This is a genomic window from Enhygromyxa salina (assembly GCF_002994635.1).
In the GTDB taxonomy this organism is placed as follows: Bacteria; Myxococcota_A; Polyangia; order Nannocystales; family Nannocystaceae; genus Plesiocystis; species Plesiocystis salina_B.
Map to the genome: position 1 here is coordinate 41,388 of NZ_PVNL01000110.1, position 12,853 is coordinate 54,240.

Sequence of the window (12,853 nt, forward strand, 5' to 3'; positions counted from 1 at the left end):
GCGACTCGCGCGTGTGTTTGCACCACACGGCTCGCGCCGGGCTCAGGCCGTGCCCAGCACTTCGCGCAGCTGAACCAGCGCCCACTCGAGATCGGCCCGCTCGACCACCAGCGGGGGCGCGAGCCGGATCGTGTGCTGATGGGTCTCTTTGCACAGGACCCCGCGCTGCTCGAGCGCCTCACAGAACTTGCGCGCGCCGCCGGCTTCGGGGTGCAGCTCGATCCCGTACCACAAGCCGATCCCGCGCAGCTCCTTGATATGCGGCGACGCCATGTCGTCGAGCTGTGCCTTCATCCACGCGCCGAGCTCGGCCGAGCGCTCGACCAGCTTCTCGTCGACGAGCACGTCGAGCGCCGCGTTGGCGACCGCGCACGCGATCGGGTTGCCGCCGAAGGTCGAGCCGTGGGAGCCGGGCGTGAACACCTTCATGACCCGATCATCGGCGAGGAACGCCGAGACCGGATACAGGCCACCCGACAGCGCCTTGCCGATCGTGACGGCGTCAGCCCGCACGCCCGCGAGGGTGTGGGCGAACAGCGAGCCGCAGCGGCCCAGGCCCGACTGGATCTCGTCGCAGATCAGCAGCGCGTCGTGCTTGTCACACAGCGCGCGCAGGCCCGGCAGGTAGTCCTTGGGCGGGATGATGATCCCACCCTCGCCCTGCACTGGCTCGACGAGCACCGCGACCACGTGCTCGTCGAACGCGGCCGTGGCCGCGGCCAGATCCCCATAGGCCACGACCTCGAAGCCGGGCGTGAACGGGCCGTAGTTGTCGCGCGCCCCGGGGTCCGTCGACATCCCGACGATCGTCGTCGTGCGGCCGTGAAAATTGCCCTCGCACACGATGATCTTGGCCGTGTTCGCGGGCACGCCCTTGACCTCATAGCCCCACTTGCGCGCCGCCTTGATCGCGGTCTCGACCGCCTCGGCGCCGCTGTTCATCATCAGGACCCGCTCGTAGCCGCTGAGCTCGCTGAGCTTCTTGCAAAACGGGCCAAACTTGTCGTTGCGAAACGCCCGCGAGGTCAGCCCCAGCAGCTTGGCCTGCTCGACCAGCGCCGCGATGATCCGCGGGTGGTTGTGACCCTGGTTGACCGCCGAGTAGGCCGCGAGGCAGTCGAGGTAGCGCTTGCCCGCCACGTCCCACACCCACGGTCCCTCGCCGCGCGTCAGCACGACATCGAGCGGGTGGTAGTTGTGAGCGGCGTAGCGCTCCTCGAGGGCGATCAGATCGGTGGCGGCGGCGGAGACGGGCGCGTTCATCACTGCGGCATCATTGCGTTAGTCCGCGAGTCTGGAAAGCCCAGGGGCGAGCGTGAGTCACGCAGAATGACTCTGATGCCACGCGATGCGCGCAGATGCGTCTGCACACGAGATCCCTGGCCTGCGCACCACCTTGCTGGCTCATGATGGCTCGCCGTGTGTTGCCTCGAGTGAGTGGGAGTCGAGCGTTAGCGACGGCAACGTGTGTGCGCCACGTTTGGCGACGGCGACTGAGCGGCACAGTCACGAAGCTCGACGAAGCTCGCCTCCCGTCGAGTCTTGGGGCCGTTGGACTCGAGGGGAGGCGAGCTTGTGCTCACGCGGGGATCAGTCGCTGAGGTTGCACTCGGCGCCGGCTACGGTCACGTCGTCGATGTTCCAGCTGCCGCGCGAGAAGGCGCCGCCGCTGCCGATGTTCTTGCACCACCGGAATTGCATGGCGTCGTTGGCGTAGGCGGACACGTCGTAGCCAAAGTACGTCCAGTCGAGATCGTTGACGCCCGGCGACCCGAGGGTCTCGAACAGGATCACCCAGGCGTTGCCGTCCCAGACCTCGATCTTGTTCTTCATGTAGGGCGTGTAGTCGCTGTACAGATCGCGGTAGTAGGTCATCCACACGCTCATCTGACCGGCGGTGTCGATCGGCGGGCTGGTCAGGCAGTAGTAGTCATGGATCGCCGTGCTCGCGCAGCCGCCCAGGACCACGCCAGCGACGCCGTTGTTGTCGTTGGGGGTGTGGTCGAGGGCTGGATCGCCGCAACCGCCGACCGCGGCCCCGATCTCCCACTGCGTGTCGAGCGTCCAGCCTGCGTCGTTGTTGGCGAATTCTTCGTAGAAGTAGGCGCCACCCATGGGGTCGCTGCAGATCCCGGCGTCGCAGACCTCCGCGACCGAGCACGAGTCGCCGTCATCGCAGGCCATGCCGTCGTTGGCCGGCTCGGCGTAGCAGCTGCCGTCGTTGGGATCGCAGGCGCCGAGCGTGCACATGCTGTCGTCGCCGCTGCAGTCGACGTTCTCTTCGAGGCAGGTGCCCGCGTCGCACATACCGTTGGTCAGGCAGAGGTCTCCGCTTGCGCAGGGCATCGCGTCGTTGGCGGGGGCGGCCTCGCACATGCCCTCGTTGCAGACGCCGACGTTGCACTCGTCGTTGAGATCAGCGCAGGCCTCGTCGTTGACGCAGCCGCTGAAGCACATGCCGTCTACGCATTGAGCCGACATGCAGTCGGCTGGATCGAGGCAGGTTGCGCCGTCGGCACAGGTGCCGCAGAGCAGGCCGCCGCAGTCGATGTCGGTCTCGTCCTGGTTTTGGATGCCGTCTTCGCAGGTTTCTACTGGGTCGCCGTCGCCGTCTCCGTCGCCGTCGCCGTCGCCGTCGCCGTCGCCGTCGCCGTCGCCGTCGCCGGGGTCTCCGTCTCCGTCGCCAGTGGGATCGCCGTCACCGTCGCCAGTGGGATCCCCGTCACCGTCGCCGTCGCCAGTGGGATCCCCGTCACCGTCGCCGGTTGTGTCGCTCGTTGTGTCGAGGCCGACGGTAATGTTGTCTCCGGTGACGTCGTCGGCGCATGCTACGCCTAGCGCTAGACAGGGAAATAGGAGGGTAATGTATCGAATTTGGGCTTTTGACATTTGGGGGGCTGGTGGGAATGTGTGGAATGCGAATGTGTCGCTATGTTTCCTGGATTAGTGTGACAGTTTCATAGCGTACGGGAATGCTGATGCTGTGGTCAATCAGTTTCCTGGGTTGGGGGGTGGGTAGGAATCAACGAATCGATTGGGGTGGTATCATCGTTAGAGCAGTGGGACGACGCGCGTGAGGTGATGCGCGCAGAGCGAGGGGATATCAGATTTGTTGCGTGAGACACGCGAGGCGGCGGGCCGCGAGAAGGGACCGAACAGGACTCCGCCACCGACTGCGAGGAGACTTTGCAAGGCGCCGCAGAAACTCTGCAAACGTCGCGTTCGCGGGCCGACATCGAACCACTACCACATCGACGCCACGGACCCGCGTGGCGAGTTCGTCGCGTGGAAGCAGCTGTTCAACAGCACGCTTGCCCGCGCTGTGAACGCGGAGCGCGGGCGGTCCGGTTGAGACGAGAGTGGGCGCGAAATCGCGAGCTTGTGTTCGGCACTTCCAGAAAGTATCGAAACTCATGAACCAAGAACCCACCAGCGACCCCCTCGAGGACGCCCGCCAAACTTTCGTGCGCAGCTGGGGCGCGCTCGGCAGCAGCTGGGGGGTCAGCCGCACGATGGCCATGGTCCACGCGCTCCTACTCGTCACCGACCCCCCCCTCTCAACTGACGACGTCATGGCCGAGCTCGGCGCCAGCCGAGGCAACGCCAACATGAACCTGCGCGAGCTAGTTGGCTGGGGCCTGGTCCGGCGAGTCGTTGTCGAGGGCGAGCGCCGCGAGTACTTCGAGGCAGAAAAGGACGTATGGACGATGTTCTGCACGATCGCCCGCGAGCGAAAGCGCCGCGAGATCGAGCCCGCCCTCGCGTTGCTCGAAGCCTGCCTCGCCACCACCAAGGGCCTACGCAGCGGCAAGGCCAAGGCGTTCCACAAGCAGCTGAGCGAGCTCGCGCAGTTCGTCGGGACCGCGAACGCGGTCCTCGAGCGCATCTCCGCCTCGGAGCAGAGCAAGGTGATCCCGGCGATCCTCAAGTGGCTGAAGTGAGCTCCAAAATTCCTCTTGAACTTTCAAGAATTTCTGAAAGTATGTGAACAACGGCGCCGGCCGGGCGTCTCGATCGCCACGAGGAACCAACATGGAACCCTTCATCGTCGTCGCTCTGTTCATCTTCGGTGGTCTGTTTACCTACACAGTCTGTGAGCGCAGGCACCAGCGCCGCTGGGTCCGCATCGAGCGGCGGGAGATCGAGTCACACGAGGGTCCATTCCGCCAGGCTGCCGGGACGGTGCCCACCCGCGACGTCATGGTCCAGCAGCGGGCGCCCAAGTTGATCCGTCGAACCGCGCTGTGGTCGATCTACATGGGCCAGATGGCCGTGCCTGGCGGGCTGCTCGGCCTGTTCGGCCTGCTCGCCGCAGGGATCGGCCTGGTCTCGATCCCCGGCATGTTCCTCGCGGTTGGGATCTGGCGGATCGGGTACGCGCTGCTGCGTCGGGACCCGACCGCCGAGACCAAGGCCCGCGAGCTGTACAAATTTGCGGTCGGGTTGAACATCATCGGGGTCGCGGTCGCGTTGTTCCTGGTGCTCGTGTTTGGCGCAGAACTACTCCCAGTCGCAATCGTGCTGGTCGTCTACGGGGCCATCTCATTCGCACACGCGGCCGCCCTGAATCGCTGCGCCAATCTGCTGGCCGAGGACCGTCGCCTCCGCGCCCTCCATGACCAAGGCGCCTACACCCCTCGCGCCCAAGATTTCCAGGCAGCGGCGTAGATCCAACGACCAAGAACGGAGTTTGCCCGCACGGCCAGCTACCCGAGTTGGGATCTGTCGGACACCGTGCCGGAGCGGACGCCCGCTATTGCACGGTCACGAGCACGGGCTCGGAGATGTAACGGGCGCGAAGTCGCGGCTCTTGCGCGCTGCCGAGCCGCCTCACGCTTCTCACCGACGCTCGTTCCCGCGAAGACCCTCAGTCCGGTTTCCCTCCGTCCCCGGTTTCCTCGCGTCGGCACTTCGAGCCCCGGGGCCGCGCGCCTTCGCGTGGGCCAAATGCCTACAGGACGGGGACTCTTGCCGAACCTTAGCGAGCACTTGCGGTGGTTCGCGTAACTCGCGAACCAATGGCATGAGCGACGCCCAGGCTCCGAGTTCGTTGTGTGATGCCGACGGAAACCGGCTTAGCGCCCAGTTCTCGATCGTGCCTGACGAGGACGGTCAGTTTTCGCTCCTGTTCGAGAGCGCGGGCGGTCCCAAACGCAACCGTGACTATGGCGAGGCGCTGGGGATCGCGCTCGAGCGTCTCGGGCGCGCGCACGCAACCCTGACAAGGATCGAAGTAGTTTCGCGCGAGGCGCTGGCGCGACCGCTGAACGAGCGGACCGTTGAGCCCGAGGGCTACAAGCTCCCTCTCGCGCTGATGGGGGTCGAGGACTACTTGGACCTGCGCAAGAAGATCGGCGCGGGGGTGGCGAAGACAGCGCAGCGACGCGTGGCCAAGAAGAGTTCGAGCGGCAACAGTCAGAAGCGACTACGACTGGTGTTGCGCTTCAAGCCTGAGCTCACACCGGAAATCCAAGCTTTGGTGAGGGTTATTGAACGCGCGCCCAAATATGACACACAGCCGCTTCTGACCTCGACCAGTCAGGACGCGGCGCGCACTGGAACGAAGCGCGCGAGCGCGTCGAACGGGCAGGGCTTCGAGCAAGACGTGCAGACCAAGCTGGCGGTCGAGGAGTACGCGATGCGCCAAGCCGAGAAGCACTACGCGCAGTTGGGTTGGCAGGCGCATCGTCGAGACAAGGAGAAGGGGCTCGGATATGACATCGAGTTCACCAAGGACAAGCAGCGGCTGTGTGTCGAGGTCAAGGGCACCCGCACGGCCGGCGCGCGAGTCATTGTGACCTCCAACGAAGTCGAGCAGGCCCACGCCGAGTCCGAGAGGTCGGTGTTGTTCGTAGTCGCCGATATCAAGGTGTCGGAGGGTCTTATCTGCAGTGGCGGGCAGGTCTCGCTGTACGAGCGCTGGGATCCCAAGGCGCGCGAGAAGCTCTTGATGGTCAAAGACTATTGGTACGAGCTGCCGAAAGAGGGTGGGATGCACTACGCGATCGGGTCGGAGTCAAAATCGGGAGATCAAGGCGGATCGTGAGCGTGGGAACGCTGAGCTGGACGCCACCTTCAAGAGTCGTTTCGGCGCCAGTCCGGGCCCCGACCGGCCCTTGCCAGCTACCCGATCTGGTGCCTGTCGGACACCGTGCCGGAGCGGACACCCGCTATTGCACGGTCACGAGCACAGCCTCGGAGATATACGGCTCGGTGTCGACGTGTGCCCACGCGACGACCGTCCAGGTGCCGGGCTCGGGCAGCAGCAGTTCGGTCTCGTAGCTGCCGCCCATCTCGCTCGCGATGGCGCTCGCGTCGTCGTCGCCATCGAGCCCGCAGTCCTCGACCATGCCTTTGCACGCCCGCAGCTCGCAGATGTGAACGTCGCCCTCGGTCTCGACCGTCCACGCGGCCGCGATCGCGTCGTCCACGGTCGTGGTCTCGGTGGGTGTCGTCTCCCACATGATCGACGCCAGCGGCTCGGGCTCGGGTTGGTCCGCCTCGGTGCACGAGACCAAACACGTCAGCACGGTGACGAGCCACGCCTGGTAACTGCGGTTCATGGCGCGAGTTCGCATGCCAGCCAGGCGCCAAGCATCTCGCGCTCGGCGTGGGACGGCGCGGGTCCAGAGGGGGGCATGAGCTCGTTTGTCGCGTCGGGTCCGGCCGCCGCGTACTGGTCGACGTGACCAGCGACCGCCAGGATCCCGGCGAGGCTGTCAAAGTCATGGCCGTCGGGAGCCCCGTTGCGTGCGGGGCCCGTCAGCGTGCTGCTGTGGCAGCCCGTGCAGTAGCTCTGCATGAACGGCGCGGCGAACTCTTCGTAGGTGAGGCTCGCGTCACACTCGGCGCCGGACGGCTCGCCACCATGTTCGCCGTGGGTTTCGCCGTGTTCTTCGTGGTGTTCCTCGTGGCCGTGTTCGTCGCCCCCATCACAGGCAGCGAAGACCAGGGAGAGCGAAACCAGGAGCTTCTTCATGATCGCAATTCTCCCCCAGCGGGGCTGCGACCCGCTGCCGCGCGGCAGTTTGTCGCAGGCTGGCCGCCGTTGAGGCTGCTGAAAGCCGCGCGCAGGTTCGCGAGCCGACGAGCTGCGAGCGGTACGCGATCAAGCCCAAGTCGGCCGCGCCCAGCGAGGCGCATGAGCATCGCCCAGCGCCAAGCCAGCGCGATCACCCGATCACTTGATCACGGTCGTACAGAACCCACCGACACAGGTGGCGTCGGGATCACAGCAATCCTCGTCGACCAGGCAGGCGCTGTTGTTGGGCGAGCACATCGGCGGGTCGTCGTCGCACACGAATTCCCCGTTGACCTCGATGCAGAACCCCGAGCAACAGTCATACCCGGCCTCGCAGCTGTCGCCGATCTCCTTGCACTCGTTGAGCGCCGCGTAGCCGCGCATGTTGTTGTTGTTGAGCTCCTGACCCGGCAGCCAGAACGCCGGGTGGCTGGGGTCGGCACCGGGCGCGGCGTTGATGTCGATCGCGGTGACCCACAGCTGCTTGGTGCGTGAGTCGACGGCCTGGTTGGTCAAGGTGTTGCCGTACTGCCGCTCGGACACGAACACCATCCAGAAATAGCCGCCGGAGGCGACCGGGACGAAGGTTGGCTCGTAGTTCTGCGAGGGCTGCGGATCGGGGATGTGGCCAAAGCCGTTGCCGAGGTCGAGGCGCACGGGCTCGGTGCCGTCGTCGCGGACCATCCAGATCTCACCGGCCGCGCCGCGGGTCCGAGCCTGGGTCGCGCGGCCGAACGCGATCCACTCGTCGTCGGGGCTCCAGGTCGGGTAGCTGACGGTCGGTCGCTCAGGGTCATTACCGACGATCTGGGCCGGGTTCGAGAACGCGGGCACGTTGGTGTCGACGTCGACGGTCCACAGCGTGGAGTTGTTGAAGTCGAGCCAGTTGCCGTCACTGCGGACCCCGTAGGCGACCCGGGTGCCGTCGTTGGACCAGGCCGGGTGCACGGGCCAGCCGGAGGCCTGGAACATCTGCGTGGCTTGATCGATCGCGCCTTGTTGGCTGAGCACCATGTAGCTGGGCTGGCCCAAGAACGCGTCGTTGCTCTGGCCCCACAGCACCCACTGGCCGTCGGGCGAGATCGCTTGGAAGCCCGAGGCCGAGTCGGACGCGAAGATCGCCGAGCCGTCGGGGTTGAAGGTCGCCCACGGGCTGTAGCCGCCGTGCTGTGACGCGACGATCGTGCTGCCGTCGCGCGAGACGCTGTGGCACGCGACGCAGGTGACCCCCGGCGGCTTTTGGATGAACTGCTCGGGCGCCGAGGCGCCGGGTTGGATCCGCAGGACGTCGCCCTGGTTGACGGCCCAGTAGTAGATGGTGCCGGCGAGGTTGGCGGGGGCGATCGACCAGAACCGCGTCCCCGTGGTGTAGGCGGTCAGCCCGTCGTAGCGGCGCAGCTCGACGGTGAGATCGCCCGCGGACGAGTCGGTCAGCTTGAGCCAGATGTCGTCGGGGATGACCGGGAAATTCCACCGCGAGGGGTTGGGAACGGCCCCGTACCAGTCGAGCTCGAAGGTCGGGCTCTGCACGTGGACCTTGTAGATGTCGGCGTCGTTGCCCCCGTTCCACTGCATGGTCGGGCCAGCGAGGCCGCGGGGAAACACGGTGAAGTCGTAGGGGTAGAGAATCGTGGCCGCAGGGTCGACCTGGTTGGCGTTGTCGAGCGCGCCCTTGGCCGCGGGATCGACAGGCTCTGGCTCGAAGGTGTACTTGAGCTTGACGGTGATCGCGGCCTCGGCCTCGAGGCCCTGGTAGCTGAACTTCAAGGTCCCGAGTCCGCCGAGCAAGCCGGTGGCCGTGAGCCCGCCGATCGCGGGATCGAGCAGCGCGATGTCCTGCCGGTCAAAGGTCCACACGCCGCTGGCGTCGACCGGGTTCTCTGCGCCCTGGTTGTTGGTTGCGAGCGCGGCGAAGTCGAGCTGCGTGGGGATGACCCCGTCGACGATCTCGATCACCGCGTTGGGCGGGTCGATCTTCAGGTCGACGATCATCGTCTGATCCGGGAGGTCGAGCAGCGGGCCGTCGCCGTCGCCGTCGCCGTCGCCCGTGCTGCTGCCGCTGGTCTCGAGCTCGCCGCTGGTCTCGCCGACGCCCATCTCGGTGTCGGTCGGTCGGACGTCGTCGCCGCCGCAGGCGAGGAACGCCAGCGCGAGCGCGGGGATGGTGATCAGGAGGGCGCGGGGAGTCGACGGTAGCGAAGTCATGACGGCGAGTGTCAATGTACTCCGGCTGCCGGCTGGTTCGGGGCGCTGCCGACCGATGGGTCAGATCCGGGTCAGATCAGGGGCTGAGAGGGCACTCCTGCCTGTCACGGACCTGAAACAGGCGCTCCTGGCACTTGGTGCCGGCAGCGCAACACCGGGAGCGGGGGGTACTTGGGCCACCCGCTGACCCGCTCCGACATGGCGCAGCGCCAGAACACGGAGCCCTTGCCGCTGACGATCTTGCGCGCGTGGACGCAGCGCTCACACAGCCCCGGACTCATCCGCGCACGGCGTCCCATTGGCGCAGGAAACCGAGTCGAGAGCCCCCTCCCAGGGGGCCACACATGCCCCCGCGCACAAGCGGCCCCGAGGAGCGAAGCGACCAGACGCGGCAGCGGCTGCAGTCGGCGAAGACCCAGGTGAATGTGGGGGACATTACGACCGGCTGCCCCGCGACGGCGGCAAGATCAGCTTTTCTTGTTGGGCGAGCATCGCCAGCGCGACGGTGAGTCGAGCACCCAGCAGCGCGCGCCCGGACACGGCCCCCTGCCGCAGGACCCAGCCGCCGCCGACCAGCGCGCCGCCCCACAAGATCGCGGCGAGCCAGCCAAGGTTGAACCAGTACCAGGCCAGCATGCCGACCAGGCCCAGACCGATCCACAGCCGGAGCACCAGCCGGGCCGAGTCGAGCGCTGGCTTGGCGGCCTCGGCGGCGTTCTCGCTGACACGCAGCTCGAACTCCCCGTCGGTCACCCGCAGCGCGACCTGGTCGGTGGGGATCGCCAAGAACCGCAGCGTGGGATGCAGGGCCTTGCTCATCTGCCCCTCGCGCAAGACCGTGCGGCCGCGCAGGACGATCGCTCGATCCGCGGGATCGTCGAGGGTCATGCCGGCCTTGAAGCCCTCGGTGAACAGCCCGACCTCGACCTCGTTGACCTCTTCGGTCTCGAGCCCGGCTTCACGGGCGGCCGCGAGCCGCAGCTCGTGCTCGTCGCCGCGCCACGCTTGGCCGCTGGGGAGCTTGGCGAGGGCCTTGGTCTCGGTCGGTTCGTCCATCAGGCTTGGCGCTTGTCGCCGTAGAACTCGGGGTAGCGCGCCTCCATGGCCAGCGCCACGGGCGTGGGAACGAAGGGTTGGAACTGCCCACCGTGGCTGGCGATCTCGCGGATCAGCGACGAAGAAATAAATTGTTTGGTGGGCTCGGGGATGAGGAACACGGTCTCGACGGTCGGCTCGAGCTCGCGGTTGGCGAGCGCCATCTGAAACTCGGGCTCGAAGTCGCCGGCGGCCCGCAGCCCGCGGACGATCACGCGCGCGCTGATCGACCGACAAAAATCGATCATCAGGCCGGTGTAGTGGGCGGCGCGAGCGTTCGGGATGTGCGCGATGCTCTGGGCGATCAGCTCGACCCGCTGCTCGAACGCGAAGAAGCCCGGCTTGATCGGGTGGTGGCCCACGGCGACGACGACCTCGTCGAACACCGAGGCGGCGCGCTCCACGATCTCGAGGTGTCCGCGGGTGATGGGATCGAAAGATCCTGGGTAGACGGCGAGGTAGTGCGCCGCGGCCCGCGACGCGCTAGCCGGGTTTGAATCGGTCACCCGCGCAGTATACTGCCGCCGCATGCGGCCGTCGTCTGTTCGCTGGTGTCATCGTTCTGGGTTCATGGGGCTCGTGCTCGCTTGGGGCGCCATCGCGGTCGGTGGGACCGGGTGCAAGAGCAGCGAGAAGGTCGAGCCCAAATTGGTCGAGCAGGGCACCCCCTTCGATCGTGGCCCCAAGCCCAAGCCGCCGCCCGATCCCAACGATCCGCTGCGCAACCCCGCCTACGAGACCCCGCGCGGCCGCGATGGGGACCAGGTCAGCGACGAGCGGATCGACGCGGTGCTGGCGGAGGCGGCCGGTCACGCGAAGATCGGCGACGTGGCGCAGCAGCGCAACGCCCTGCGCGAGTGCGCGAACAAGACCCCGCCGAGCGCTCGCTGCGACGGCCAGATGGGCTTGTCGATGATCGAGGCCAAGAACCGGCGGGCCGCGGCGCTCTACTATCTGGTCGAGGCCGCGGCGGTCGACGACCCCAAGGCCAGCGCCGAGCTCTACGCGAAGATCGGCGAGCAGCTGCGGCGCTACGGCAAGCTGGTCGAGGCGACCGTGGCGTTCGAGCGGGCGATCGCCCGGGACGAGGCGGCCGAGTACCTGTTCGCGCTGGGCCAGGTGTTGTCGCTGCAGCCCGAGCACCTCGCCGAGGGGGCCGACCGCATCGCGCAGGCGCGGGCCAAGGACGACCGGATCGAGTGGCTTCACGACGAGGCCGTGCTCCGCGGGCAGATCCCCGTGCGCGAGCAGGCGGTGGCGGCCCTGGAGTTGTTTCGCGCGTATATCGAGCGCGCGAACGCGGATGGGCAGCCCGCCGAGAAGCTGCCGACGCCGCCCGACCGGCTCGAGGGGCGCATGGCCGAGCTCGAGATCCTCGCCAAGCAGTACGCGACCCAGGCCGAGTGGGACGCGGCCAAGGCCAAGGCCAAGGCCGAAGCTGAAGCCGACCCCGCGCCCGAAACCCCGCCGAGCTGAGCTGCCGTGCAAGCGCTCCTCTCGCAGGTGCTCGAGCACTGGGGCCTCGCCGACGCCGAGGTGGCGCCGTGCGGTAACGGGCTGATCAACGCGACCTACGCGGTGACCGACGCGGCGGGCGTGCGAACGATCCTGCAGCGGGTCAGCCCGATCTTCGATCCCGCGATCCACCACAACATCGAGGCGGTCACCCGGCAGCTCGCGCGCGCGGGCATCGACACGCCGCAGCTGGTGCCGACCCGCGGCGATCAGGCCTGGCTCGAGCTCGACGGCGGGGTCTGGCGGATGCAGACCGCGATCGACGGGGTCAGCTTCGACGCGCTCGGCGACGCGGCGCAGGCCCGCGCGGCCGGTGAATTCGTGGGTCGCTGGCACGCGGCGCTGGCCGAGCTCGACCACGAGTTCGTCGGGTTGCGGGTCGGCGTGCACGACACGCCTCGGCACCTCGGTCGGCTCCGCGATGCGCTCGCGCGGTTCGAGTCGCACCGTCTGTACCCGCAGGTCGAGCCGCTCGCGCGGCGGCTGCTCGACGCCGCCGACGCGTTGGCGCCGCTGCCCGAGTGTCCCGCGCGGGTGGCTCACGGCGACCTCAAGATCAACAATATGATGTTCGCTGGGGCCAACGCGCGCGGGCGCCTGCAGCCGCTCGCGCTGATCGATCTCGACACGGTGGCCCCGATGCCGCTCGCGCATGAGCTCGGCGATGCGTGGCGCTCGTGGTGCAACCTCGCGGGCGAGAACCAGCCCGAGGCCCGGTTCGACCTCGACTTGTTCGCGGCGTCGTGGGCAGGCTGGCTAGCTGGACTGGCGACGCTCGGGTCGCCGCCGAGCGCCGCCGAGCGCGAGGGGCTGCTGCTCGGGCCCGAGTTGATCAGCCTCGAGCTGGCCGTGCGCTTCATCGCCGACGCGCTGTTCGAGGACTACTTTGGCTGGGATCCGCAGCGCTTCGCGGGCCGCGGCGAGCACAACCTCGCGCGCGCGCGCGGGCAGGCGTCGCTGTATCAGGCGATCAGCGCGACCCGACGCGAGCGGGCGACCCTGCTAGATCTCCCGTGA

The 12,853-nt window shown here is 67.4% G+C and carries 12 protein-coding genes; 5 read left to right on the top strand and 7 right to left on the bottom strand.

The genetic code is table 11. From position 1 onward, the window contains the following. Window positions 1-42 precede the first annotated feature (42 nt). Window positions 43-1,263, bottom strand: coding sequence for an ornithine--oxo-acid transaminase (gene rocD, locus ENSA7_RS27215; protein WP_106092277.1), 1,221 nt, complete (start codon window positions 1,261-1,263; stop codon window positions 43-45). Window positions 1,264-1,590: 327 nt separating this feature from the next. Continuing rightward, complete coding sequence (locus ENSA7_RS44245; protein WP_181234161.1) at window positions 1,591-2,889, bottom strand: hypothetical protein; 1,299 nt, start codon at window positions 2,887-2,889, stop codon at window positions 1,591-1,593. A 524-nt stretch (window positions 2,890-3,413) separates the two neighbouring features. On the opposite strand from ENSA7_RS44245, the gene ENSA7_RS27225 reads away from it, so the two are divergent. The 3 genes from ENSA7_RS27225 (at window position 3,414) to ENSA7_RS27235 (ending at window position 6,046) form a co-directional block, all read left to right on the top strand. Next, complete coding sequence (locus tag ENSA7_RS27225; RefSeq protein ID WP_106092278.1) at window positions 3,414-3,941, top strand: GbsR/MarR family transcriptional regulator; 528 nt, start codon at window positions 3,414-3,416, stop codon at window positions 3,939-3,941. A gap of 91 nt (window positions 3,942-4,032) precedes the next feature. Continuing rightward, on the top strand, window positions 4,033-4,668 hold the full coding sequence (locus ENSA7_RS27230; protein WP_106092279.1) for a hypothetical protein: 636 nt from the start codon (window positions 4,033-4,035) through the stop codon (window positions 4,666-4,668). 355 nt (window positions 4,669-5,023) lie between these two features. Beyond that, the gene (locus ENSA7_RS27235) at window positions 5,024-6,046 is read left to right on the top strand and encodes a protein NO VEIN domain-containing protein (protein WP_181234162.1); all 1,023 of its coding nucleotides are present in this window, start codon (window positions 5,024-5,026) and stop codon (window positions 6,044-6,046) included. A 124-nt stretch (window positions 6,047-6,170) separates the two neighbouring features. Here ENSA7_RS27235 and ENSA7_RS27240 read toward each other — a convergent pair whose 3' ends face one another. The 5 genes from ENSA7_RS27240 to coaD all read right to left on the bottom strand — a co-directional run bounded on the left by ENSA7_RS27240 (window position 6,171) and on the right by coaD (window position 10,827). Continuing rightward, complete coding sequence (locus tag ENSA7_RS27240; protein WP_106092281.1) at window positions 6,171-6,563, bottom strand: hypothetical protein; 393 nt, start codon at window positions 6,561-6,563, stop codon at window positions 6,171-6,173. Further along, the gene (locus ENSA7_RS27245; protein ID WP_106092282.1) at window positions 6,560-6,979 is read right to left on the bottom strand and encodes a hypothetical protein; all 420 of its coding nucleotides are present in this window, start codon (window positions 6,977-6,979) and stop codon (window positions 6,560-6,562) included. The genes ENSA7_RS27240 and ENSA7_RS27245 overlap by 4 nt, the downstream gene beginning before the upstream one ends. Window positions 6,980-7,180: 201 nt before the next feature. Then, complete coding sequence (locus ENSA7_RS27250; protein ID WP_106092283.1) at window positions 7,181-9,226, bottom strand: TolB-like translocation protein; 2,046 nt, start codon at window positions 9,224-9,226, stop codon at window positions 7,181-7,183. Between the two features lie 435 nt (window positions 9,227-9,661). Further along, complete coding sequence (locus ENSA7_RS27255) at window positions 9,662-10,282, bottom strand: hypothetical protein (protein ID WP_106092284.1); 621 nt, start codon at window positions 10,280-10,282, stop codon at window positions 9,662-9,664. Beyond that, the gene (gene coaD / locus ENSA7_RS27260) at window positions 10,282-10,827 is read right to left on the bottom strand and encodes a pantetheine-phosphate adenylyltransferase (protein WP_244923926.1); all 546 of its coding nucleotides are present in this window, start codon (window positions 10,825-10,827) and stop codon (window positions 10,282-10,284) included. The genes ENSA7_RS27255 and coaD overlap by 1 nt, the downstream gene beginning before the upstream one ends. A 73-nt stretch (window positions 10,828-10,900) precedes the next feature. Between coaD and ENSA7_RS27265 the strand changes: the two genes are divergently transcribed. Next, window positions 10,901-11,797, top strand: a complete 897-nt coding sequence (locus tag ENSA7_RS27265) for a hypothetical protein (protein ID WP_181234163.1) — start codon at window positions 10,901-10,903, stop codon at window positions 11,795-11,797. A gap of 6 nt (window positions 11,798-11,803) precedes the next feature. Continuing rightward, the gene (locus ENSA7_RS27270) at window positions 11,804-12,853 is read left to right on the top strand and encodes a phosphotransferase enzyme family protein (RefSeq protein WP_106092287.1); all 1,050 of its coding nucleotides are present in this window, start codon (window positions 11,804-11,806) and stop codon (window positions 12,851-12,853) included.